The organism is Rhodopseudomonas palustris, from assembly GCF_007005445.1.
Classification (GTDB): Bacteria; Pseudomonadota; Alphaproteobacteria; order Rhizobiales; family Xanthobacteraceae; genus Rhodopseudomonas; species Rhodopseudomonas palustris_G.
Map to the genome: position 1 here is coordinate 597,606 of NZ_CP041387.1, position 26,140 is coordinate 623,745.

The following is a 26,140-nucleotide window of genomic DNA, read 5'->3' on the forward strand; positions in this document are numbered from 1 at the left end:
CTGCGCGGTTCGAAGCTGTTAGTTCGTTCGTTCGGCGGCATCGATGAAACGTCGCAAGTTGTGACTTCGTCGTCCCGTAAAGAGCCGGTCACCGATCTGTAACCGTTCGCATTCTATCAACCCGACATTAACGTCTTGTTAACCAACCGTCCGTCCTGGACCGCGCCCTCGCGCCTGCCGTGAGGCGGTGATCTGCGACGCCTTTCTCTCATGCGCTGGAGTGGCGATACATGTCGACGACCCCTCATATCCTGGCGAACGGCGATTTTGTGCAGGATTGGTCCAACACCGGCTTGATCACGATCGACGACAATTGGAGCGACGTCGCGTCGATCGTCGGCTATCTCGGCGACATCAACGCAGGCACTCCCACTGCTGTGGACCCGCGCTCGCTGACCGCGGCCGATCTCGGCGCAGTCGACGTGCTCGCCAACCAGACCGCGCCGAATACGCTGACCAATGGTGGTGTTGCCGAATTCCAGATCGCGAATCCGACCATTGCGCTGAACGGCTCGGGAACCGCCGACGCGCCGAGCCTGGTGATCCATCTGGATGCGACCGGCCGGCAGGACGTGCGATTGAGCTTCAACGCGCGCGATATCGACGGCAGCACGGACGACGCGCTTCAGTCGGTCGCGGTGCAGTACCGGCTCGGTTCGAGCGGGCCGTGGACCAACGTGGCCGGCGGCTACGCGGCCGACGTGACCACCAAGGGCGCCGCGACCCAGGTCACGCCGTTCGATCTGCTTCTCCCGGCCGAGGTCAACGGCCGCAGCGATCTGCAGGTTCGGGTGCTGACAACGAATGCGGCCGGCAACGACGAGTGGGTCGGGATCGACGACATCCGCGTCACCAGTTCGTCGCCGTCGCCGGTCGAAACCCAAAGCGTCGCCTTCGCGTCGGGCTCGATTGCGGTGTCGCACGACGAGGGCAACACCGGATCGACCCTGTTCCAATTCACCGTCGATCGCAGCGGCGGCACCACTGGCGACGTTGCGTTCTCCGGCTCGATCGCGTCGAATCAGGCCGACGCGGCCGATTTCGTTGGCGGCAAGCCGGTCAGCTTCAGCGGCACCATCCCGGCCGGGCAGCAGTCCGCGGTCGTGACCATTGCAGTGGCCGGCGACACGGCTGACGAAGCCAACGAGACCTTCACGCTGACGCTGGACAATGTCGCCAATTCCGCATCCGTCGCCACCACGATCGGCAGCGCCGCGACGGCGACCGGCACGATCGTCAACGACGATGTCGGCATCACCAAGATCAGCGCGATCCAGGGCGAAGGCGCCAGCAGCGCGATGGTCGGCCAGACCGTCACCGTCGACGCCATCGTGGTCGGCGACTTCCAGAACGGCGACTCCGACAACAGCCGCAACCTCAACGGCTTCTATCTCCAGGAGGAAATCACCGATTCGGACGGTAATGTCCGGACCTCCGAGGCGATCTTCGTGTATGGCGGCTCGACCGACGTCCAGATCGGCGACCGCGTCCGTGTCACCGGCACGGTCAACGAATATTTCGGCCTGACCCAGCTCGTCGCCAGCAGCATCGCGGTCGTGCAGGCCGGCGCGGTGTCGGACATCAGCTCAATGGCGACCGCGATCGACCTCCCGAGCGTCGGTACCACGCTGAGCCAGGACGGTGACTACCAGCCCGATCTCGAAGCCTATGAAGGCATGCTGGTCACCATCCCGCAGACCCTGACCATCACCGAGCAGTACAATCTCGATCGCTTCAACGAGATCAAGCTGGTGGCCGGCGACCGTCCCGAGCAGTTCACCCAAGAGAACGCGCCCGACGCCGCCGCCTATCAGGCCTATCTGGCCGAGCTCGGCGCCCGCACCATTACCTATGACGACGGCCTCAACACCCAGAACGAGTCGATCACCAATCTCGACGGTTTCGGCCCGGTCTACAACACCGACACCGCGCCGCGGATGGGCGACACCATCACCGGCCTGACCGGCGTGCTCGACTATCAGTGGGCCGGCAATTCGACCTCGGGCGCGACCTGGCGGATCCGGTCGGCCGAGGACGGCACCAACACCTTCGTCGACAGCGCGACGCCGCGCACCGCGGCGCCCGACGACGTCGGCGGCACGCTGAAAGTGGCCAGCTTCAACGTCCTCAACTACTTCAAGACGCTCGATGTCGGCCCGGCCACCACTGCGATCGGCGAGGATCCGCGCGGCGCCGACAGCGCCGCCGAGTTGGCGCGGCAGACCACCAAGCTGGTCAACACCATCCTGAAGATGGACGTCGACGTGCTGGCGCTGACCGAACTCGAAAACGACTTCCTTCCCGGCTCCTCCGGCAACGCGATCGAATATCTGGTCGCCCAGCTCAACGCCGAGGCCGGCGCGGGCACCTATGCGTGGGTCAACCCCGGCCAACAATTCGTCGGTGGCGACGCCATCGCGGTCGGTTTCATCTATCGCACCGCCGACGTGAAGATCGCGGACGGCACCACCATCGAGATCCTCAACGACTCCGATCTCCCCGGGCTCGGCCTCTCCGGCCTGCTCAGCCAGAGCACGGTCGGGCAGATCTTCGACGGCGAGAACACCAGCCGCAACGCGCTCGCGGTGACCTTCGAGCAGATCTCCACTGGCGAGACCTTCACGGCGATCGCCAATCACCTCAAATCCAAGAGCGGCACCGGCACCGGCGCCGACGCCGATCAGGGTGACGGCCAGGGCAACTGGCAGAATCAGCGCGAACTGGCGACCGTCGCCCTGACCGCTTGGGCGCAGAGCGATCCGACCGGCTCGGGCGACAGCGACGTGCTGCTGCTCGGCGACTTCAACGGCTACGCCAAGGAGCAGTCGATCGGCCTGCTCGAGGGCGCCGGCTACGAGAACCTGCAGACCCGCGAGGATGGCGCCTATTCCTACGTCTTCGACGGCCAGACCGGCACGCTCGACTACGCCTTCGCCAACGACAGCATGGCGTCGCAGATCACCGGCGTGACCACCTGGCACATCAATGCCGACGAAGCCGATGCGCTCGACTACAACACCGACTACGGTCGTGACACCGCGATCTTCGACGGCACTCAGCCGGTGCGGGTGTCGGACCACGATCCGGTCATCATCGGGCTCGATCTCGGCGACGATCTGTCCGACGTGGCCTACACGCTGCAAATCCTGCACGCCTCCGATTTCGAAGCGGGCCTCAATGCGGTGGGTCGCGCCGGCAATTTCGCGGCTATCGTCGACTATCTGGAAGACACCTACGAGAACTCGATCACGCTGTCGTCGGGCGACAATTTCATCCCGAGCCCGTTCTTCAGCGCCGGCAGCGACGCCTCGCTGAAGGAGGTCTACGAGACCGCGCTCGAGACCTATTACGGCCTCGCCGCCGGCACCCTGAACATCTCTCCCGGCTTCGGCACCGCCGACATTTCGATGCTCAACATCATCGGCATCCAGGCGTCGGCGATCGGCAATCACGAGTTCGACGCCGGCACCAATCCGTTCGCGGCGATCATCCGCCAGACCGGCAGCTTCCCCGGCGCGCAGTTCCCCTATCTGTCGGCGAACCTGGACTTCTCGGGCGACTCGAACCTCTCCGGTCTCTACACCAGCACGATCCAGGACGCCGCCAACTACACCGGCTTCCCGCCGGCCGCAGGCATCGGCAAGAAGATCGCGCCGGCCACCATCATCGAGGAAGGCGGCGAAAGGATCGGCGTGGTCGGTGCGACCACACAGATCGTCCAGAGCATCTCGTCGACCGGCGGCGTCGAAGTGATCGGCGACAATGTCGACGACATGGCGGCGCTGGCGGCGATCCTGCAGCCGACGATCGACGGATTGCTGGCGCAGGGCATCAACAAGATCATTCTGGTGAGCCACCTGCAGCAGCTCGCGCTGGAAAAGGCACTGGCGCCGCTGTTGCACGGCGTCGACGTCATCATCGCCGGCGGCTCGCACACGCTGCTGGCCGACGAGACCGACGTTCTCCGCGCCGGCGACGCCGCGGCGGACACCTATCCGATCGTCACCGCCAATGCCGACGGCAACACCACGCTGATCGTCAACACCTCCGGCGAGTACTCCTATGTCGGCCGGCTGGTAGTCGATTTCGATGCCCAGGGCAACGTGATCTACACCGCCAACTCCGCAGTCAACGGCGCCTATGCCAGCACCGAAGAAGTGGTGAGTTCGCTGTACGACGGCAGCACCACGGTCGACGTCGACAATGACGGCGACGTCGATGCCGACGACGCCGATCCGTTCGCGGAGGGCAGCCGCGGCGATCTGGTCAACGATATCGCTCAGGCGGTGGGCGGGGTCATCGACGCGCAGGACGGCAACATCTTCGGCAAGACTGACGTCTATCTCGAAGGTCGCCGTAGCGAGGTTCGCACCGAGGAAACCAATCTCGGCAACCTCTCCGCCGACGCCAACCTCTGGTACGCCCAGAAGGTCGATCCCGCCGTGCTGGTGTCGATCAAGAACGGCGGAGGCGTCCGCGACTCGATCGGCTACGTCTATGCGGTCGGCGGCGACGCGGTGGAGAACCCGCCGCTGGCGAACGCCAGTGTCGGCAAGGAGGCGGGCGACGTCTCGCAGCTCGACATCGCCAATTCGCTTCGCTTCAACAACGCGCTGTCGATGGTGACGGTGACCGCCGATCAACTGCTCAAGGTGCTTGAGCACGCGGTCGCGGCCACGACGGCGACCGCCACCCCCGGCCAGTTCGCTCAGGTCGGCGGCATCGCGTTCTCGTTCGACAAGGACTTCCCGGTCGGCGATCGCGTGCAGTCGGCGGCGCTGATAGATGAGAGCGGACGGCTGGTGCTGACGCTGGTGGAAAACGGCGAGCTCGCCGTCGATCCGAACATGGCGATCCGGGTCGTGACCCTCAGCTTCCTGCTCACCGGTGGCGACGGATATCCGTTCGCCAGCTTCATCGCGGCCAATCCTGCGTTCGCCAATGTGGTGAACCTGACCCCGGATCTGGTGCCCGACGCCGGACAGCGGGCGAACTTCGCCGCCGAGGGTACCGAGCAGGACGCCTTCGCCGAATACATGGCGGCGAAGTACTCCGAGACGGCCTATGGCGAGGCCGACACCGACCGTGCCCACGACACCCGCATTCAGAACCTGGACTACCGGACCGATACCGTGCTGCTCAGCATGCCGGTCGATCTGGCCGGCGACGAGGGCGACAACGAGCTCACCGGCTCGTCCGGTGATGATCGGCTGGCCGGCCTCGGCGGAGACGACGTGCTGATCGGGCTCGGCGGCGATGACAATCTCGACGGCGGCGAGGGCGACGACACCCTGGACGGCGGTGAGGGCGACGACGTCCTGGCGGGCGGCGCCGGCGATGATACGCTCGACGGCGGAGCCGGCGACGATCGTCTGGCGGGCGACGAGGGTGACGACACCCTGCTCGGCGGCGATGGTGACGACGTCCTGATCGGTGGCGACGGTTACGACACGCTGCAGGGCGGTGCCGGCAACGACGAACTCGTGGCCGGAGAAGGCGACAGCGCGGACGGCGGTGACGGTGACGACCTGATCGTCGTCTCGACCGACGATGGCATTCCGACGTCGATCGACGGCGGCGACGGCAACGACACCGTCAAGCTGATCGGCAGTGGCACCGGTTCGCTCGCCGCGACGCTCGACGTCGAGAATCTGCGGGTGGCCGAAGGCAACTGGTCGGTGGCGGGATCGGAGGCTTACGATCGCGTCTCCGTCCAGCAAGGCGCGACGTTGAACTCCAGCATCGTGGTGGATCACAATGACCGCATCGTGATCGAGGCGGGCGGAAAGCTCGGCGTATCCGGAAACGCCCTCGTCTGGCAGGGCGGCGGCGATGCGATCGTCGACAATGCCGGCGAGATCGACGGTTCGACCCGGGCGCTCACCACCGCCGCGGGGGCGACCGGCTCGCTGACGCTCAACAACGCCGCAGGCGGCGCGGTCCGCGGCACGGTGACCCCGCAGCAGGCCGGGCAGGCCGACGCGACCATCACCATCAACAACGCCGGCCTGATCGAAGCCGCCGGCCGCGTGCTCGACTTCCGCAGCTTCGACACCAACGGCGCCTCGGCGGTGATCAACAACCTGGCCGGCGGCATCATCCGCCAGCACGGCACCAACACCGACGTGATCCGCCCCGGCAATGACGGCGTCGTCAACAACTGGGGCACGATCACGACCGACGCGAGCTTCGTCGGCGGCGGTGATCTGATCGACTTCCAGAGCGACACCGGCGGCAAGGTCACCAACTATGCCGGCGGTTTGCTGGAAGGCGCGCGCCATACCGTGACCGGCGACAATGCCGTTACCGTGGTCAACCACGGCACCATGATCGGCCGCAACGGCTCGGCGGTGAATCTCGATACCGACGGGTCGCTCGCCCAGAAGGCGTTCATTACCAACTACGGCGTGATGGAAGGCCGATCGGCAGAGTTGTCCGACAGCGACGGCGACGCCATCGACGTCGATGGTCTGGTGCAGGTGCTGAACTACGGCAAGATCTCGGGCCTCGGCGCCGAAGGCTATCACGACGGTGAACCGAACGTCTCCGAGGCGATCGCAATCGGCGGCGGCGACATCGTCAACAATGCGACCGGCGAGATCTACGGCTACGGCCGTGCGATCCAGGTCGACAACTCCAGCAACAGCAATGCTCTGGGGGCGACGATCATCGTCAACGACGGTCTGATCAAGGGCGACGGCCGAGGGCCTGAAGGGGTCTCGGCAGCTGACGCTGCCCGGTTCGACCTCCGCGGCAACGAGGCGATCAACCTCGTCGGCGATTATGAGGACTTCGTCGGCAACAACGCGTCGGGCCGGATCGTCGGCGGCATCTCGATGGGCGGCGGCCGCGACACTCTGAACAACTCAGGGTCAATCGTCGCGACTGGCGGTTCGGCGATCGACATGGGGGCCGGGAATGACCAGGTCAACCTCTATGTCGGCGCCGCGGTGATCGGCACAATCCTGCTCGGCGCCGGTGACGACGTCGCGCTCTCGACCGCCGCAGGCGGCTTCGTGATCGATGGTGGGGCCGGCAGCGATACCATCGCCATGGACTACACCTATGGCGGCGACGACGTGCTTGTCGGCGGTGACGGTGATGATTACATCTACGCCGGCGCCGGCAACGATCAGCTCGATGGCGGGGCCGACAACGACACCTTGTTCGGCAACGATGGCGACGATCTGATCAGGGGCGGTGCCGGTGACGACACCATCGATGGCGGCGCCGGCGCGGACACCGCGACCTACGCCGGCAACTTCGCCGGATACGCGACGTCGTTGAACACCGACGGCTCGCTCATCGTCACCGATCAGGCCGGCACCGACGGCGCCGACAAGCTGAGCAATATCGAGCAACTCGTGTTCACCGACGGCGCTTGGACACTGCGCACGGGTACCGACGGCAATGATACGATCGCCGGCGGCACGGGCAACGATCTGGTGTTCGGCGGCGCCGGCAACGACACGTTCATCGGCGGCTATGGTCTCGACCGCTACGATGGCGGCGCCGGTGACGACACCATCGACTACAGCCTGATCGACTTCAGGCTGACGGTCGATCTCGGCGCCGGACGGGCTTACTATCCCGACTACCTGCCGGGTGCGGACCATCTGTTCAGCGTCGAGAATGCCATTGGCACGGCGTTTGGCGATACTCTGATCGGCACGGACGGGGCCAATGTGCTGAACGGTGGCCTCGGGGACGATCTGCTGTTCGGCGGTGCCGGCAACGACACCCTGATCGGCGGCGGCGGCGACGACGTGCTGCGCGGTGGCTCCGGCGACGACAGCATCGACGGCGGCGCCGGCTTCGATACGCTCGACCTGTCCGACGCCACCGGGGCCGTGACCATCAGCTTCACGGCCGGTACCGCGACCGGTGCAGGCATCGGTACCGACCACTTCACCGGCATCGAGAGCTTCGTCCTCGGCGAGGGGGCGGATCGTGTCACCGGTGGCAACGGCGCCGATGTGATCAACGGCGGCGGCGGCAACGACGTCATCGCCGGCGGCGCCGGCAACGACAAGCTGTTCGGTGGTGCCGGTGACGACAGCCTCGACGGCGGCTCGGGCGACGATGTCGTCGACGGCGGCATCGGCAACGACACGCTGAAGGGCGGCTCTGGCGTCGATATCATCTCCGGCGGCGATGGCAACGACGATATCGATGGCGGTTCGGAGAACGATATCCTGAACGGTGGTGCCGGCAACGACATCATCAAGGGTGGCTCCGGCGCCGACATCATCACCGGCGGTGCCGGCAACGACATCCTGACCGGCGGCTCGGGGGCGGACGTGTTCGTGTTCGCGGCCGGCTTCGGCAAGGACATCGTCACCGACTTTGCTACCAAGGGCAGCTCGGCCGACGTGCTGCAGTTCTCCAGCAACATGTTTGCGAACTTCACCGACGTGATGTCGCACACCACGCAGGTCGGCAACGACGTCGTCGTGACGCTCGATGCCGACAACAGCCTGACGCTGACCAATACGCAGATCGGCTCCCTCGCCGCAGACGATTTCCGCTTCGTCTGATCTGCCGCGAACGATTGCAGGGCCACGGAACGCAGCAGCGTTCCGTGGCCCTGGCGCGAGAAGGCAGCGTTTCTGTTGCGACCCGGAAGCCACCGCAGGTTGGCCATCCTGCCAGGTGAGGTCGAGATCGCGCTTCGGGCTCCAAAGCCTTGATGCTCATCTGACGCTCAAATGAATGATTGAACCTGATCTGCCGAGATTGTCGGGCGGCTTGCTCATGCGCTCGCCCTCCGCCGCGAACAGGTTCGGTCGCATGCGCCCGGTGCTGCTTGCGACTCCTCATGTGCCACAATTCACTGAAATTTCTCAGGTTCGGCACCCCGCGCATTGGCGGAGGGGCCTCGAACAGAGGGGAAATCGTAAAGACGGATTAACCGTCTCACCGACGTCACAGACCGCGTGTACCAAGTTCATATGAACGAACAAGATGCTCCCTTGAACGCAGTGACCGGATCTTCGCGCCAGTCGGCGATCGCCGAGATGTTGCGCAGCCGGGATTTCATCTCCGTCGACGAGTTGGCGGCGCGCTTCTCCGTCGCCACCCAGACGATCCGCCGCGATCTCGTCGCGCTGTGCGATCAGGGTCTGGCGCGTCGGCGGCACGGCGGCATCGAAAGCGTGGCGAGAAGTGGAAACCTGACATTCAAGGATCGCCGCGTGCTGAACCGCGAAGCCAAGCAGAGCATTGCTGCCGCGGTGGCCCGCTATGTGAACGACGGCGATTCCCTGTCGCTCGGGATCGGCACTACGTCGCAGTTCGTGGCCGAGGCGCTGCTTTCGCATCGCCGTCTGAAGATCGTCACCAACAATCTGCCGCTCGCGCTGATGATCGGGCAGAACTCGGATTTCACGCTGGCGATCGCCGGCGGCACGGTGCGTGGCGGCGACCTCGATGTTTGCGGCCCCTCGGTCGACAGCTTCTTTGCCGCCTACAAGGTCGATATCGCGATCCTCGGCGTCGGCGGCATCGACGCGGACGGCTCACTGCTCGATTTTTCGGAGGAGGAAGTTCGTCTGCGCGAGGCGATGCTGCGCAACTGCCGACGTTCCTATCTCGTGCTGGATTCTTCGAAGTTCATGCGTCCCGCCCACGTTCACGGCGGCCGCATCGACCAGGTCAACGCCGTCTTCTGCGAAGCGGATCCGCCCCCCGAAATCCGGCGCATCCTGGATCAATCCGGCGTTCAGTTCGTCAGGAGTTCGTTGACGGACTGAACGCCCGCGTCCCGACGAAACGACCGCGCTCCTATGGAGCGCGGCTGACCAACATCCCTTCACGTTCGCAACCCGCCGCACAGCTCTGCGGCGGGGATGGTCCCTTCTTGCCTCAACGATCCCCTGCTTACCCCCTGGAGACGAAGCCATGTCTGTCGATGTCACTCTCTACGCGCACCGCGGCACCAACCCGTACACCGACAATTCGATCGACGCTTATCGTTGGGGATTCAACTACGGCGCCGACTATGTCGAGACCGACTTCCGTCTGACCAAGGACGGCGTGGTGGTCAGCTATCATGACGATCTGTCGGGCGGCATCGCCAACATGACCTATGCGGAAGTCAAGGCGCAGGTGCCGTCGATCGTGACGCTCGACGAACTGATCGATCTGACCAAGACGATGGAGACCGAAACCGGTCGCAAGCTCGGCATCCTGATCGAGAACAAGGCCGCCGACAATGCGACCGCCGAGGCGATCATCAAGGTTCTGGTGGCTCACGACTTCGCCGACCCGGAGCGGATCGTGTTTCAAACCTTCGGATCGGAGCTGCCGTTCGTTCGCAACACGCTGTTTACCAAGTACGGCGTCGAACTCCCGCTGGTGCAACTGACAGGCAGCGCTCTCACCGCCGAAAGCATCGCGCGCTACGCGACCTATGCGGATGGTGTCGCGCCGACGATGGCGTCGCTGACGTCGGAGCTGGTCGCAGCAGCCCACGCGGCCGGCTTGAAGGTCAACGGCTGGACCGTCGACGGAACCGTTGCGGACGTCCGGAACGCGCTCAATCTCGGCGTCGACGGCATCATCAACGACAATACCCAACTGGCGCGTCCTGCGCTCGAGGCGCTCGTCAACAACACCAACGTCGTCTATGGCACCGAGCAGTGGGATGTGGTGAACGGCACCACCGGTGCCGACAAGGTCTACGCGATGCACGGCGACGACGTCGTGCGTGCAGGGGCCGGTAACGACGTGATCTACGGTGACGCTGGCAACGATCTGCTGTTCGGTGCTGGTGGCTCCGATCAACTGATCGGCGGGAGCGGCGACGATTTCCTGGATGGCGGCGAAGGCACCGATGTGCTGACCGGCGGCGTCGGCAACGACGTCATCGTCGCGACCGGTGACGAGGTGATCTTCCACGCCGGCGACGGGATCGACCTGGTGTCGCTGGACAGCGCAAGCACGATCCGCCTCGATGGCGTGACGTCGGCGAGCGTCGATGTGATCCGCATGGACAATCATCTGATCGTGCGCGCCGGCAATGATGCGCTGATCCTCCGTGACGGAGTCGATCCGGCCCACCAGCCTGGGTCGATAACGACCTCCGATGGCGTGACGTTCACCGGCGCCCAGCTCGCGGCGATGGCCGTCGCCGGGACGGATGCCGAGATTGCGGCGCTGCTGCCGCGCCTCGAGGCGGTGCTGGCTTCCGCGCCGGCCTTTGCGACGCCATCGACCATTGCGGTCGGCACCGACCTGATCGCGGAGGGCGACTTCGGCGGCGGAGTCCTGACCCGGCACATCGAAAACGCCGAGACGGGCGCGGTCTATCGCCTCAGCTTCTCGCTCGCTGATCTGCCGACGGGAGAAGACGGTGTCAGCGTCAAATGGGGCGGCCAGGTACTCTATCAGGGGATTCCCTCGGCTGCCGGCAGCAAGCTGCACTTCATCGTCACGGGTGGCGCCGGCGACGGATCCAACGAGCTGATCTTCGAAGGCGCCAGCGGCAGCTTCGGCGCAGAACTCGACGACGTTCATCTCGTCAAGCTGTCCGACCCGGTGCTGCCGGCACCCGGCAATGTCGCGCCGGTGGCCGACGAGACGCATCATGTCGTCAGCCAGATTTTGCCCCTCAACGGCAAGGTTGCGGCGGTGGACGCCAACGGTGACGCGCTGACCTACACCGTCGGCGACGGCCCGGCGCATGGCGCTCTCGCTTTCGACGTGGGCGGCAATTATCGCTACACTGCGGCCGACGGATTTGTCGGTGAGGATCGCTTCACCTTCCTTGCCAATGACGGACATGGCGGCTTCGTCGAGCAGGCGGTCAACCTGACGGTGGTGGCTGGCATTCCGGTCGGCGCCGACCTGATCGTCAACGGTAGCTTCGAGGATCTGAGCGAATCCTCCGGCAACAACGGCACCGGTGACTGGGGCTACCGCAACCCGGACGGACAGATCGTCGGCTGGACCAATGCCAACAACAAGCGCATCGAGCAGCACTGGGACAACTACGGCGGCATTGTCGCCAAGGACGGTCGGATCTGGATCGATATGGACCATTCGCAGACGGGAACGACCGTCGACCGGATCGGTCAGTCGATCGCGCATGTCGAGGCCGGCGCGACCTATAGGGTGAGCTTTTCGCTGTCCGACTCCGATACGGTGAACCACGACGACGGTGTGAAGGTGCTGTGGAACGGCGAGGTGATCTTCGACGGCAAGCCGCCCCAGACCGGCACCGCCTGGACGACCTTGAGCTTCGATGTGGTCGGCGGCTCCGGCAACGGCACCAACAGGCTTGAATTCATCGACACCGGCGTATCCGACTCCTGGGGCGCCGGCGCGGCATTGGACGACGTGCACTTCGTCAAGGTCGTCAACGCCGGTGATGCCCTGCCAGCAAACCACGCTCCGATTGCCACGGACGATCATGCCGAGGGGCTCAAGGGCGCCGTCATCACGGGTCGGCTCACGGCATCGGATCAGGACGCTGGCGGCTCGCTGATCTACAGTCTCGACACGGGTCCGTCCCACGGCACGGTGTTCGTCTATACCGATGGCAGCTATCGCTACACGCCGACCACCGGCTTCTCCGGCACGGACAGCTTCACGTTCCTGGTGGATGACGGGCGTGGCGGAAAGGATACCGCGACGCTGGATCTGACCATCAAATCGTCCTCGTCCGAGGTTGCGATCGGCACCGACCTGATCGTCAACGGCAGCTTCGAGGACATCAGCGAGTCCGGCAACTACAATGGCGGCTCCGATTGGGGCTACCGCAACAACGACAAGCAGATCGTCGGCTGGACCAACGTCAACCGGATCGAGCAGCATCTCGACAATTACGGCGGGATCCAGGCCAAGGACGGGAAGTTCTGGATCGACCTCGACAGCTCCAATCTGGCACAGCGGAACAAGCTCGGCCAAACGATCACCGGCGTTGAGACCGGTGCAATCTACCGGGTGAGCTTCTCGCTCTCGGACTCGGACAATGTCCGCTACGACGACGGCGTCACCGTGCTATGGAACGGTCAGGTCGTCTTCAGCGGCCTGCCGCCGCAGACCTCCGCTCATTGGGCGACGCTGAGCTTCGACGTGATCGGGGGCTCCGGGAATGGTTCGAACCGGCTGGAGTTCGTCGACACCGGCGTGGCGGACTCTTGGGGCGCCGGCGTCGCGCTGGACGACGTCCACTTCGTCAAGATCGCCAACGCCGGCGACAGCCTGCCGGCCAATAGTTCTCCTGACGCGACCGACGGGCACATCGCTGGCCTGGTGAATAGCTTGATCATCGGTCAGCTCACCGCGTCCGACGCCGATGGAGGGGCCGCACCTGTGTTCAGTCTCGGGCAGGGGCCGTCGCACGGTTCGGTGCTGGTCTACAGCGATGGCACTTACCGATACACACCAACGACTGGCTATGTCGGCGCGGACAGCTTCACCTTCGTGGTCGATGATGGGCGTGGCGGCAAGGATACGGCAACCCAGAGCCTGACCATCAGCCCGCCCAATACCGTACCGGTGGCGTCCGACGACGTCGGTCTAGGGACGGAATACGGCACCGTGCTGACGATCGGAGCATCGACTCTGCTCGCCAATGACAATGACGCAGACAGCGATCCGTTGGCGATCCTGTCGGTGGCCAATGGCACCGGCGGCACGGTTTCGCTCGACGACGTCGGCAATGTCGTCTTCGCTCCGGCCGAAGGGTTCTCGGGTGATGCGACCTTCAGCTACACGGTGTCCGACGGGCGCGGAGGTACTGCAACGGCAAACGTGACTGTGATAGTCGCGCCGCAGCCCGAGCCCCCGGTCGGGACGCCGGGCGATGATGTCCTGAATGGGACGTCGCGTGACGATGTCATCGCGGCGGGCGAGGGCGACGACGAAGTCTTCGGCGTCGCCGGCAACGACACGATCGACGGCGGCGCCGGTGACGACCGGATCGATGGCGGCGACGGGGACGATATCCTCGTCGGCGGAGACGGCGACGACGAGCAGATCGGCGGTGCGGGTAGCGATATTCTCGTCGGCGGCGCTGGCGATGACGAACTCGACGGCGGTGACGGTCACGACGTGGCGGACTACACGGCCGACAGCGCCGGCTTCGTGGCCGACCTGTCGTCGGGATGGGCCTCCGGCGACGAGATCGGCTACGATAGCTTGCGCAACATCGAAACCGTGCTCGGCGGTTCGGGCAACGACACCCTGATCGGCGGCGGCGGCGACGACGTGCTGCGCGGTGGCTCCGGCGACGACACCATCGACGGCGGCGCCGGCTTCGATACGCTCGACCTGTCCGACGCCACCGGGGGCGTGACCATCAGCTTCACGACCGGTACCGCGACCGGTGCAGGCATCGGTACCGACCACTTCACCGGCATCGAGAGCTTCGTCCTCGGCGAGGGGGCGGATCGTGTCACCGGTGGCAACGGCGCCGATGTGATCAACGGCGGCGGCGGTAACGACGTCATCGCCGGCGGCGCCGGCAACGACAAGTTGCTCGGTGGTGCCGGTGACGACAGCCTCGACGGCGGCTCGGGCGACGATGTCGTCGACGGCGGCATCGGCAACGACATGCTGAAGGGCGGCTCTGGCGTCGATATCATCTCCGGCGGCGATGGCAACGACGACATCGATGGCGGTTCGGAGAACGATATCCTAAACGGTGGTGCCGGCAACGACATCATCAAGGGTGGCTCCGGCGCCGACATCATCACCGGCGGCGCCGGCAACGACATCCTGACCGGCGGCTCGGGGGCGGATGTATTCGTGTTCACGGCCGGCTTCGGCAAGGACATCGTCACCGACTTCGCCACCAAGGGCAGCTCGGCCGACGTGTTGCAGTTCTCCAGCAGCATGTTTGCGAACTTCACCGACGTGATGTCGCACACCACGCAGGTCGGCAACGACGTCGTCGTGACGCTCGATGCCGACAACAGCCTGACGCTGGCCAATACGCAGATCGGCTCGCTCGCCGCAGACGACTTCCGCTTCGTCTGATCTGCCGCGAACGATTACAGGGCCACGGAACGCAGCAGCGTTCCGTGGCCCTGGCGCGAGAAACGAGGATTAGCGCAGCCCCGATTCCACCAAAGAACAGAACGACTATCGGTGGGTGAAGCGCGGCGCCCGCTTTTCCAGGAAAGCCTGAATGCCCTCGTGGGCGTCGGCGCTGGCGAAGCGGGCATGCAGCTCGCGGCGCTCGAACAGGATGCCTTCGGCGAGCGTGCTCTCGAAGGTGCGGTTGAGGCTTTCCTTCAGCGCCATCAGCGCCGGGGCGGAGAACGCCGCGATCGTGCTGGCCAGCGCCACGGTCTCGTCGCGCAGCTTGTCGTCATCGACGACGCGCGATACCAGGCCGTAGCGATCGGCCTCTTCGGCGTTGAGCGGTCGCGCCGACAGGCACATGTCCATGGCTTTTGCCTTGCCGATCGCGCGCGGCAGGCGTTGCGTGCCGCCCGCTCCGGGCAGCAGGCCGAGCTTGATTTCCGGCAGCGCGAATTGGGCACTGCGGCCGGCGATCACGATGTCGCAGGCGAGCGCCAGTTCGCAGCCGCCGCCATAAGCGAGGCCGGCCACCGCGGCCAGCACTGGCTTCCGCACCTGGCGGATCGTCTCCCAATTGCGGGTGATGAAGTTCGAGCCATAGACGTCGCTATAGCTCCACGCGGCCATCGAGGCGATGTCGGCGCCTGCCGCGAACGCGCGGGCATTTCCGGTGATCACGATCGCGCCGATGCCGTCGTCGGCGTCGAACGCCAGCAGCGCCGCGCCGAGCGCATCCATCAGCGCGTCGTTGAGCGCGTTGAGGACTTCCGGCCGGTTCAGCGTGATGATGCCGACCCGGCCCTGAGTTTCGGTGATAATGGGATTGGACGACAAGGTCGTGCTCCGTGGTCGGTGTGTGGTCTAAAGATCGTCCTGCTGCAGCATCTCGCGCAGCCGGAATTTCTGGATCTTGCCGGACGGTGTTGCCGGCATCGCGTCGCGAACCACGAGGCGCTCGGGGATGTATTGCAGCGCCAGCTTCTGCGCCTTGAGGAACTCGACCATCGCGGCGAAGTCGATGCTCGCCCCGGTCTTCGGCACCACCACGGCGCAGGCGCGTTCGCCGAGCCGGTCGTCCGGATAGGCCACGATCGCCACCTGGGCGACGGCGGGATGCTTGTAGAGCAGCGCCTCGATCTCGACGACCGGGATGTTTTCGCCGCCGCGGATGATCACGTCCTTGCTGCGGCCGCTGATCCGGATGTAGCCGTCCGCCGTCATGTAGGCGAGGTCGCCGGTGTCGAACCAGTCGTCGGCGTCGGTGCTGTTCCAGTTCGGCCTCTTCAGATAGCCGCCGAAATTCGAGCACGACCGCACCACTAACCGGCCGATCTGGTTCGGCGGCAGCGCCTTGCCGTCGCTGTCGATCACTTTGACCTCGACGCCGGGCAGCGGGCAACCGTCGGTGGTCGAGGCGAGCTTGTCATCGTCGTCGAGCTTGATCAGCGTCACCGCGCCGTTTTCGGTCATGCCCCAGGCCGAGACGATCTTGGCGCCGAGCCCAGCCTGAGCCTGTTCGACCAGCGGCCCGGGAATCGGCGCGCCGGCGCACAGGAAGGTCTTCAGGCTCGGCACCGGCTCGCCGCTCTCCTTCACGACGCGCGTCAGATCGGTGAGGAACGGCGTCGACGCCATAGTGAAGGTGACGCGCTCGGCGCGGATCAGCTCGGCGGCTTTCGCCGGATCCCAAATGTCCTGCAACACTGCGCTGGCGCGCAGCATGATCGGCATCATCAGGCCGTACATGAAGCCGGTCTGGTGTGCCATCGGCGACGCCATCAGGATCACGTCGGACTCGCGAAGCGCGAGCCGCTGCGCGTAAGGCACGATATTGGCCATCAGCGTATTGGCGCTGTGCATCACGCCCTTCGGCTCGCCGGTGGTGCCGGAGGTGTAAATCAGTTGTGTGATGTCGTCCGGGGAGGGCCGGCTGCGGCTCAGGATCGCGGCGGCGTTCGCTTCCTTTTCCCACTCGGGCGTCGTCAGCAGCGTGTCGAAATCATCCGCGCCGCCGCCATCGACGACTACGATGGTCCGAAGCGCTGGCAGGTCGGGCTGCAGGCCGCGCGCCATGGCTTCATGATCGAAGCCACGGAAGCTCTTCGGCACCACCAGTACCTTGGCTTCGCCGTGCTTCAGCATGAACGACAGTTCGCGCTCGCGGAAGATCGGCATCAGCGGGTTGAGCACCGCGCCGATCCGCGAGCAGGCGAGATATAGCACGGTGAACTGCCACCAGTTCGGCAGTTGCATCGCCACGACGTCGCCGCGGCCAATGCCGAGCCGGCTGAGGCCAACCGCGACGCGATCGGCCAGCGTCGCAAGCTCACGGTAGCTGAAGCGGCGCACCGCGCCGCCGTCGAGCCGGACCGCGGTCAGTGCGACCTTGTCGGGGCAATGCGCCACGCAGGCGTCGAGATCGTCATTGATGGTGCGGTCGTGCCACAGGCCGGCGGCGATGCTCGCGGCGCGGCGTGGCGGCAGCAGAACAGCGTCGAACTCCATGTTTCCCCCGGAATAGTTATTAGTTATGAATGCAGAGTGTCTCGGCGGCACCTCCGCTCAGGCCGGCACTGCGGCGCGGCCGGCACGGTGGCGCGCGATGATCGTCTTCATGATCTGCGCGGTGCCGTCGCCGATCTGAAAGCCGAGCACGTCGCGCAGCCGCTGCTCCATCGGGCCGCGGTCATAGCCGCCGTGGCCGTGCATCAGCAGACATTGATGGATCACGTCGTAAGCGAGTTTCGGCGCCCACCATTTGCACATTGCTGCCTCGGCACTGTGCGGCGCGCCGTGGTCCTTCAGCCACAGCGCCTGCAGGCAGAGCAGTCGCGCGGCCTCGACCTGGGTGTCGAGGTCGGCGAGCGGATGCGACACGCCCTGAAACGCCGACAGCGGTTTGCCGAACGCCTGCCGCTCGGCGACGTGCGCCCAGGTTTCCTCGAGCGCGACGCGCGCGACTGCGAGCACTTGCAGGCCGATCAGTGCGCGCGAGAAGTCGAAGCCCTGCATCACCTGGACGAAGCCTTTGTTCTCGTCGCCAAGCCGATGCGCGGCCGGGACGCGCACGTTCTCGAAGAACAGCGAGCCGCGGCCGATCGCGCGCTGGCCGTGGCAGTCGAACCTGTTGCGGGTGATGCCGGGCAGGTCCATCGGGATCAGCAGTGCGGTGACGCCGTGAGCGCCGGACTCGATCGAGCCGGTGCGGCCGAACACCACCGCGGCGTCGGCCTGATCGGCGGCGGAAATCGAGGTCTTCTCGCCATTGACGATGTAGTCGTCGCCGTCGCGCTCGATCCGCAGCCGCAGGTTCGCCGCATCCGAGCCGCCGCGCGGTTCGGTCAGCGCGATCGCGAACAGCGCGTCGCCTGCGATCAGCTTCGTCAGCCACGGCTGCACGATCTCGCGCTGGCCGTGCTGCGATAGGATCTGCCCGTTCAGCGAGGCGAGCAGATTGACGTAGGACATGCTGAGGTCGGCGCGCGCGATCTCCTCGTGGATCACGCCGGCCGCGAGGCTGCCCATGCCGAGCCCGCCGCAAGCTTCCGGCAGTTCGGGCGCGATGAAGCCCATCTCGCCCATCGCCTTCATCAAGCCGCGGTCGAGCACCCGGGTCCGGTCGCGCTCCTGAAATCCCGGCGCGACCTGCTCGGCAGCGAACCGCCGCGCCTGCCCGGTCAGCGCCACGAGGTCTTCGTTCAGATATGGATTCATGCCTCGCCCTCCTCGAGAATTGGGACGCCGGGCGTTGCCGGCGCCGTTCGTCGGCGGGAGAGCGGTTATTTGATGTACTTGCGGAATTCGGGCTTACGCTTCTCCTGCAGCGCCTTGACGCCTTCGCGCGATTCCTCTGTGTCGTAATAGAGCTTCAGCGCGTACATCCCCATGCCGGCGATCCCGGCTTGATGGGCGGTGTCCATGTTGAAGCTGCGCTTGGCGATGGCGAGTGCGGTCGGCGACCGCTCGCACAGTTCCTCGCCCCATTTCTGCACTTCGGCGTCGAGCTCTTCGTGCGGCACGCAGAGATTGGCGAGGCCCATCGCTTCGGCTTCCTTGCCGGAGTAGCGCTTGCACATGTACCAGATCTCGCGCGCCTTCTTCTCGCCGACGACGCGGGCCAGGAACGCGGTGCCGTAGCCCGGATCGACCGAGCCCATCTTCGGGCCGACCTGGCCGAAGATCGCCTTGTCCGAGCAGATCGTCAGATCGCAGATCGTCGCCAGCACATTGCCGCCGCCGATCGCATAGCCCTGGACGCGGGCGATCACCGGCTTGGGCACGTCGCGGATCGCAGTGTGCAGTTCTTCCATCGGCAGCCCGACGGTGCCGCGGCCATCGTAATTGCCGTCGTGGGTGGACTGATCGCCGCCGGTGCAGAAGGCGCGGTCGCCGGCGCCGGCCAGTACGATCGCCCCGACGTCCTTGTCGTAGCCGGCCTTGTACAGCGCCTTGATCAGCTCGTCGCAGGTGGTGCCGCGGAACGCATTCATCTTGTCCGGACGGTTGATGATGATCCACGCCACGCCGTTGCGGATCTCATAGATCAGGTCTTCGAACTGCATCGGAATCCTCCCGTTATTGTTGATTGGGCTCAGCCGTTCATCGTCAGGCCGCCGGAGACGCTCAGCACCTGGCCGGTGATGAAGCCGGCGTCGTCGCTACCGAAGAACGCGATCGCGCCGGCGAGATCGTCCGGCTTGCCGAGCCGGCCGAGCGGGATCGCCTTGGTGAAGGCCTCGATCAGCTTCTCCGGATTGGCGGCGCCGGAGGTCACGCCGGCAAGCAGCGCGGTGTCGGTCGGTCCCGGGCAGACGACGTTGACGGTGATGCCGTGGCGGGCGTGTTCGCGTGCCAAGGTCTTGGAGAATGCGACGAGGCCGCCTTTGCAGGCGGCGTACACCGCTTCGCCCGACGAGCCGACGCGCGCTGCATCAGAGGCGATGTTGACGATGCGGCCGTAGCGCCGCTCGACCATGCCGGGCAGCACCGCATGATGCATGTGCAGCGCGCCGGTGAGGTTGATGGCGATCAGCCGTTCCCATTCGCCGGGCTCGGTCTTGGTGAACGGCTTGAAGATGTCCCAGCCGGCGTTGTTGACCAGAATGTCCACCGGCCCCAGTTTGTCCGTCGTCGTCGCGATAGCGGTGTCGACACTTTTGCGGTCGGCGATATCGCAGCGGATCGCTTCCGCCGTGCCGCCTGCGGCGCGGATCTCGCCGGCGATTTTCTCGGCTGCGTCGAGATTGAGGTCGAGTACCGCGACCTTGACACCGTCCTGCGCAAACCGGCGACACGTCGCCCCGCCGATGCCGCCGCCGCCACCCGTGATCACCGCCGTCTTGTTCTGCAGCCGCGCCATCCTCGCTCGCTCCTCTTTGATTCTGATCTCTTTTCCCCAGAAAGCCCGCGATCGAAGCTGGCAACTAGGACAATATATTGTTATATCTAGCCGGCGTTCCGAAGATGCGTCAAGATCGTCTATGATGGCAGAGAAGCAATCGAGTGCCGATAATGCTGCGGATGCGAAGATGGAGCTGGCCAACCGGCTGTTCTTCCGCCTCTATCAATGCGCAAATATGTTGCATAAAACCGGCACGCGGGCGGTCGAGGCCGAGGGACTGACGACGCAGCAATGGGCGGTGCTGGGCGCGTTGTCGCGGCCAGCCGCGGCGAGCGGCATGAGCATCGGCGATCTGGCGCGCTATCTGATGGTTAGCCGGCAGAACCTCACCGGCCTGATCGGCCGGATGGAGCGCGACGGCCATGTCGCAGTCCTGCCGGACGAGCGCGACCGCCGCTCACGGCTGGTGACGATGACCAAGTCCGGTCGCCACGTCTGGGAGGTGCTCGCGCAGCCGAAGATCCGTGCCTATTACGGCGAAGTGCTCGGCGATTTCTCGATCAACGACGTCACCCACACGCTGCACTACCTGCTCAAGATCCTCGACAACATGAAGCGTCTCGACGATGGCGCTGTGGGCGAAGCGGCGACGGAACTGGAATGACTTTGGTCAAGGCGCGCGGGCGTCATCCAACGTCTATCGGGCGGAAGCGATAACAAGACGAGGGGGCGGAGGCGATGAAGGCGGCATTCATGACCGGTCACGGCGGCAACGAGGTGATCGAGGTCGGCGATCGCCCGATGCCGCAGCGCCGCCCTGGTGAAGTGCTGGTGCGGATGCGCGCTGCGACCGTCAACCGCGTCGACCTCTACATGCGCGACAGCGGCGCCGGCATCACCCACAGCCTGCCGCAGATCATGGGGGTGGATGGGGCCGGCGTGATCGAGGAGGCGGACATGCCGGAGCTGATCGGGCGGCGGGTGACGCTGTATCCGGGCATCGTCTGCGGCACTTGCGAATTCTGCCGCCGCGGCGAGCCGGTGCTGTGCGCCAAGATGAGCCTGCTCGGCGAGCATCGCGACGGCACCATGGCCGAGTATGTCTGCGTGCCGGCCGGAAATGCACTGCCGATCCCTGACCGGCTCGATTTCGCCCAGGCAGCTGCGCTCGGCGTGAACTATCTCACGGCGTGGCGGATGCTGTTCACCAAGGCGAAGCTGCAACCGGGCGAAACCGTGCTGGTATTCGGGGTTGGTGGCGGCGTGTCGCTCGCGGCGATGCAGATTGCTGCGGCCGCCGGCGCCCATGTGCTGGCGACCTCGCGCAGCGCCGACAAGCTCGCGCGGGCCCGGGCGCTCGGCGCCGATGCGGTTATCGATGCGCCCGCCGATAAGATCCCCGCCGCCGTGATGGACTTGACCGGCGGCCGCGGCGCCGACGTGGTGATCGAGAACATCGGCGGCGCGATGTGGAGTGCGGCGCTGAAATCGCTGGTGCGCGGCGGACGGGTCGCGACCTGCGGTGCCACGATCGGCGATCAGCCGCCGGCCGATCTGCGCCGGGTGTTCATCCGCCAGCTTCAGATCTTCGGCTCGACCCTCGGCAACCCGAGTGAGCTTTCCGAACTGATCGCCTGGTGCGATGCCGGAAAGCTGACGCCGCCGATCGATCTGCGCTATCCGCTCGACGATATCCGCGCCGCATTCGATCATCTCGAATCCGGCAGCCAGTTCGGCAAGATCGCGATCGACATCTGAGATTCATTGCGACGGAGCGCCGTCCGTCGCGTGTCGGCTCTTCCATCGTCAAATTTGATCCGCATCAAATTAATTTTCGCATTCTAATACTAGATTACATTTAAATCGCCGGACCGGAAAATGGCCGGCAGCGCTACCCCGGCAGAGCCGCCGGGCAGGGGAGGACGACCGGCATGCTCGACAGGCCGCATCACACCACGGCGGACATCATCGCCCGTTGCGAGGCGCTGTTCTCCGACCTCAGCTTCACCGCCGCCCGCGAATGGAAGGCCGCAGAGCCCGGCCGCATCGTGGTCGGCTTTCTTCCCTACTACGCTCCCCGCGAACTGGTGCACGCCGCCGGCGGATTGCCGCTCGGGATCTTCGGTGGCGGCGACCAGCTCGAAGTCATCCACGGCGACGCCTACTATCAGAGCTACATCTGCCGAATTCCGCGTTCGACCATCGAGCTCGGCGTCTCCGGCCGGCTCGATTTCGTCGACGGCATGATGTTCCCATCGATCTGCGACGTGATCCGCAATCTGTCGGGGATGTGGAAGCTGATGTTCCCGTCCAAGGGCGCGCGCTACATCGACCTGCCGCACAATTTTGACGACGATCTCGGCGGCGAGTTCTATGTCAGCGAGCTGCGCGAAACTTGCGAATGGCTGTCGAGCCTCACCGGCAAGCCGATCACCTCCGATGCGATCCGCGCCTCGATCGCGGTGTTCAACGACAACCGCCGGCTGGTCCGTGCGCTGTATCAACTGCGCGCCGACGAGCCGTGGAATGTGCCGTCGTCGGAGCTGTATCTGCTGCTCCGCGCCGGCATGGTGATCCCGGTCGAGGAGCACAACCAGATGCTCACCAATTACCTGGCGGCAGTGCGGCTGCAGCAACGGCCGATCAAGGATAATTCGCGCGTGGTGATCTGCGGCATGTTCTGCGAGCAGCCACCGCTGAACCTGATCAAGTCGATCGAGCTGTCCGGCTGCTACATTGTCGACGACGACTTCATTCTGGTGACGCGCTGGGAGAATTCCGACGTCGCGCTCGACGGCGATCCGTTGCGAAATCTCGCTCGCGCCGATCTGCACGATTCCAAATCGACGCCGCCGAAATACGAGCCGGACGAGGCCAAGAAGGGGCTGTATCTGGTCGACAGCGTGCGGAAGAACCGCGCCGAAGGCGTGATCTTCGCCATGACGTCGTTCTGCGATCCCGGCCTGCTGGAGCGACCGATGCTGCAAGCGGTACTGAAGAGCCACGGCATCCCACAGATCGCATTCAAATACGCCGAGAATTCCGGCCAGATGCAGCCGATCCGCGAGCAGGCCGGCACCTTCGCCGATTCGATCAAATTGTGGAGCGGAGCATGACCGTCATCGTCGGACCGAAGACCAAGCCGCCGGAAGCCATCAAGGATGCGTCGATGGCGCGGCAGAAGCAGATGGTCAACGCTCACTACGATCGCCTCGCGAGCGCCAAGGAGCGCGGCGAGAAGGTGGCCGCGACCTTCGTGCCGGGCAATCTCAACGAGCTGCTGATGTGCTTCGACATGGTCAACAACCTGCCGGAGGTCAACGCGATCCAGAACGGGCTGCGGCGGCAAAGCGGCGGCTACGTGATGGAGGCGGAAAAGCTCGGCCATTCCGAGGACGTCTGCACCTACGTCAAATCCGACATCGGCATGATGGCCAAGGGCAATATCGGCCCGAACGGCAAGCCGCTGCCGGATCCGGACGTGTTGCTGCTGTCCTACACCGGCTGCTTCACCTTCATGAAATGGTTCGAGCTGCTGCGCCGTCAGTACAAGTGCGAGACCATCATGTTCCAGACGCCGTATCTGGCCGACGGCCGGATCACCACGGACATGATCAGCTATATGGTCAAGCAGCTCCGGCAGGACGTGATCCCGAAGCTGGAACGGATCTCGGGCGTCAAATTCGACATCGACCGGCTGCGCGAATACTTGCGCAAATCCGCCAAGGCCGAGGACGATCACGTCTGGGTGCTGCAATCGGCCAAGCACAAGCCGTCGCCGATCGACGCCTATTTCGGCGGGATCTATTACATCGGGCCGATTTTCGGCGCCTTCCGCGGCACCGACGACGCGATCGAATACTACAAATTCCTGCGCGCCGAGGTCGAGCAGCGGATCGCGCAGGGCAAGGGGCCGGTGACGCCCGATGGCAACATGGGGCAGGAGCGCTACCGCCTGGTGGTCGAAGGCCCGCCGAACTACACCAATTTCCGCCAGTTCTGGAAGATGTTCTACGACGAGGGCGCGGTCGTCGTCGCCTCGAGCTACACCAAGGTCGGCGGCACCTATGATTACGGCTTCCGCCACGATCCGGACCGCCCGCTGGAGTCGCTCGCCGAATACTGCCTCAATGTCTACACCAACCGCAACCTGCCAATGCGGGTGGATATGCTGGAGAACTATATCAACGAATACCAGGCGGACGGCCTTCTGATCAATTCGATCAAGAGCTGCAATTCGTTCTCCGCCGGCCAGCTCCTGATGATGCGCGAGGTCGAGAAGCGCACCGGCAAGCCGGCGGCGTTCATCGAGACCGATCTGGTCGACCCGCGCTATTTCTCCGCCGCCAACGTCAAGAACCGGCTGGAGAGCTATTTCCAGATGATCGAACAGAAGCGCGCGGGCTTCCGCGGCGCCGCCTGAGGAGCGCAACGATGCGGACTTTCGTTGGAATCGATCTCGGCTCCACCACCACCAAGGCGGTGCTGATGGACGAGAACAAGGAGGTTATCGGGCGCGGCATCACCAATTCTCGCTCGAACTACGCTACCGCCGCCCGCGTCGCCTCCGAAGAGGCGCGGATCGACGCCCGCTTCACATTGTTCCGCCGCGCACTTCACGTCGGCGAGGCCGGCCACGAGCATAGCGCCGAGTTTCTGGCGGCGCTGGAGCGCAACTTCCGGCTGATCCAGTTTCTCGAGCAGCTCGACGATCTGGAGGAGACGTGTCATCGCCAGCTCGAGGCGGATCGCTTCAAGTCGATTGCCGGCCCGCTGCAGGAGGCGCTGCACATCATCTTCGCCCGGCTGCGGCAGGAGGCGGCCTCGCTCTATGCTCCTGGTGCCAAGCGCAAGTCGGATTTTTTCCGCGACATCGCCGGCTCGCGGTTTCATGTCCACGCCGAAGCGGTGGCCCGCGAGATGGGCATCGCGCTCGACATGGTGCTGAACGCCTACGACAAGTCGATCATCGAGGTCGAGAACCGGCCGCCGGGCGGCGACCTCAGCGACAAGTTTCGCCGCGCCGTAGCGCGAATGCTGGCTGCGGATTCGCACGCGGCCGACGGCGAAGGCGATTTCGCCGCGATGATCGAATCGGCGCTCGGGATCGAATTGGAGGAAACCTATCTGGTCGGAACCGGCTACGGCCGGGTGACGCTGCCGTTCTCCAAGGAGCACATTCGCTCCGAGATCCTGTGCCACGGCCTCGGCGCCCACATGATGTATCCCGGCACGCGCACCGTGCTCGACATCGGCGGCCAGGACACCAAGGGCATTCAGATCGACGGTCACGGCATCGTCGAGAATTTCCAGATGAACGACCGCTGCGCCGCCGGCTGCGGCCGCTATCTCGGCTACATCGCCGACGAGATGAACATGGGGCTGCACGAGCTCGGCCCGCTGGCGATGCAATCCAATCGCCCGGCGCGGATCAACTCGACCTGCACGGTGTTCGCCGGTGCCGAACTGCGCGATCGGCTGTCGCTCGGCGAGAAGCGCGAGGACATTCTGGCCGGCTTGCACCGCGCCATCATCCTGCGGGCGATCTCGATCATCTCGCGCTCGGGCGGCGTCACCGATCAGTTCACCTTCACCGGCGGCGTCGCCAAGAACGAGGCGGCGGTGCGCGAGCTGCGCAAGCTGATCCAGGAGAACTACGGCGAGGTGACGATCAACATCAATCCGGACTCGATCTACACCGGCGCCCTCGGCGCCTCCGAATTCGCCCGCCGCGCCGTCGCGGCGTGAATGGTAGCGCTCGGATGA

13 protein-coding genes are annotated in these 26,140 nt (G+C 65.0%); 8 read left to right on the top strand and 5 right to left on the bottom strand.

Annotated elements, in window-relative coordinates; genetic code table 11:
- Positions 1 to 230: 230 nt before the first annotated feature.
- From FLL57_RS02820 to FLL57_RS02830, 3 genes are all read left to right on the top strand, one after another.
- Entirely contained in the window at positions 231 to 8,537 is an 8,307-nt protein-coding gene (locus tag FLL57_RS02820) for an ExeM/NucH family extracellular endonuclease (RefSeq protein ID WP_142882073.1), read from the top strand.
- 444 nt (positions 8,538 to 8,981) lie between these two features.
- Positions 8,982 to 9,752 carry a DeoR/GlpR family DNA-binding transcription regulator gene (locus FLL57_RS02825; RefSeq protein WP_235677259.1) on the top strand — a complete coding sequence of 257 codons (771 nt, stop codon included), beginning with the start codon at positions 8,982 to 8,984 and terminating at the stop codon, positions 9,750 to 9,752.
- 148 nt (positions 9,753 to 9,900) lie between these two features.
- Complete coding sequence (locus FLL57_RS02830) at positions 9,901 to 14,985, top strand: Ig-like domain-containing protein (protein ID WP_142882075.1); 5,085 nt, start codon at positions 9,901 to 9,903, stop codon at positions 14,983 to 14,985.
- A 105-nt stretch (positions 14,986 to 15,090) separates the two neighbouring features.
- On the opposite strand, the gene FLL57_RS02835 is transcribed toward FLL57_RS02830, so the two are convergent.
- From FLL57_RS02835 to badH, 5 genes are all read right to left on the bottom strand, one after another.
- Positions 15,091 to 15,867 carry an enoyl-CoA hydratase-related protein gene (locus tag FLL57_RS02835; RefSeq protein ID WP_142882076.1) on the bottom strand — a complete coding sequence of 259 codons (777 nt, stop codon included), beginning with the start codon at positions 15,865 to 15,867 and terminating at the stop codon, positions 15,091 to 15,093.
- A gap of 27 nt (positions 15,868 to 15,894) precedes the next feature.
- Positions 15,895 to 17,538, bottom strand: coding sequence for a cyclohexanecarboxylate-CoA ligase (gene aliA / locus FLL57_RS02840; RefSeq protein ID WP_142882077.1), 1,644 nt, complete (start codon positions 17,536 to 17,538; stop codon positions 15,895 to 15,897).
- 57 nt (positions 17,539 to 17,595) lie between these two features.
- Entirely contained in the window at positions 17,596 to 18,747 is a 1,152-nt protein-coding gene (gene aliB, locus FLL57_RS02845; protein ID WP_142882078.1) for a cyclohexanecarboxyl-CoA dehydrogenase, read from the bottom strand.
- Positions 18,748 to 18,812: 65 nt separating this feature from the next.
- Positions 18,813 to 19,595 (bottom strand): 2-ketocyclohexanecarboxyl-CoA hydrolase, encoded by a 783-nt coding sequence (gene badI / locus FLL57_RS02850; protein WP_142882079.1) that lies wholly within the window; start codon positions 19,593 to 19,595, stop codon positions 18,813 to 18,815.
- 29 nt (positions 19,596 to 19,624) lie between these two features.
- Positions 19,625 to 20,392, bottom strand: a complete 768-nt coding sequence (badH, locus tag FLL57_RS02855; protein ID WP_142882080.1) for a 2-hydroxycyclohexanecarboxyl-CoA dehydrogenase — start codon at positions 20,390 to 20,392, stop codon at positions 19,625 to 19,627.
- A gap of 121 nt (positions 20,393 to 20,513) precedes the next feature.
- On the opposite strand from badH, the gene FLL57_RS02860 reads away from it, so the two are divergent.
- The 5 genes from FLL57_RS02860 (at position 20,514) to bcrA (ending at position 26,122) form a co-directional block, all read left to right on the top strand.
- On the top strand, positions 20,514 to 21,038 hold the full coding sequence (locus FLL57_RS02860; RefSeq protein WP_142882081.1) for a MarR family transcriptional regulator: 525 nt from the start codon (positions 20,514 to 20,516) through the stop codon (positions 21,036 to 21,038).
- Positions 21,039 to 21,112: 74 nt separating this feature from the next.
- Positions 21,113 to 22,132 carry a zinc-binding dehydrogenase gene (locus FLL57_RS02865; protein WP_142882082.1) on the top strand — a complete coding sequence of 340 codons (1,020 nt, stop codon included), beginning with the start codon at positions 21,113 to 21,115 and terminating at the stop codon, positions 22,130 to 22,132.
- A 173-nt stretch (positions 22,133 to 22,305) separates the two neighbouring features.
- Positions 22,306 to 23,490 carry a benzoyl-CoA reductase subunit C gene (bcrC, locus tag FLL57_RS02870; protein WP_142882083.1) on the top strand — a complete coding sequence of 395 codons (1,185 nt, stop codon included), beginning with the start codon at positions 22,306 to 22,308 and terminating at the stop codon, positions 23,488 to 23,490.
- A complete protein-coding gene (bcrB, locus tag FLL57_RS02875; protein ID WP_142882084.1) occupies positions 23,487 to 24,797 on the top strand; it encodes a benzoyl-CoA reductase subunit B in 1,311 nt (436 codons plus the stop codon). Before bcrC ends, bcrB begins: the two co-directional genes overlap by 4 nt.
- An 11-nt stretch (positions 24,798 to 24,808) precedes the next feature.
- Entirely contained in the window at positions 24,809 to 26,122 is a 1,314-nt protein-coding gene (gene bcrA, locus FLL57_RS02880; protein ID WP_047309619.1) for a benzoyl-CoA reductase subunit A, read from the top strand.
- The last annotated feature ends 18 nt before the right edge of the window (positions 26,123 to 26,140 follow it).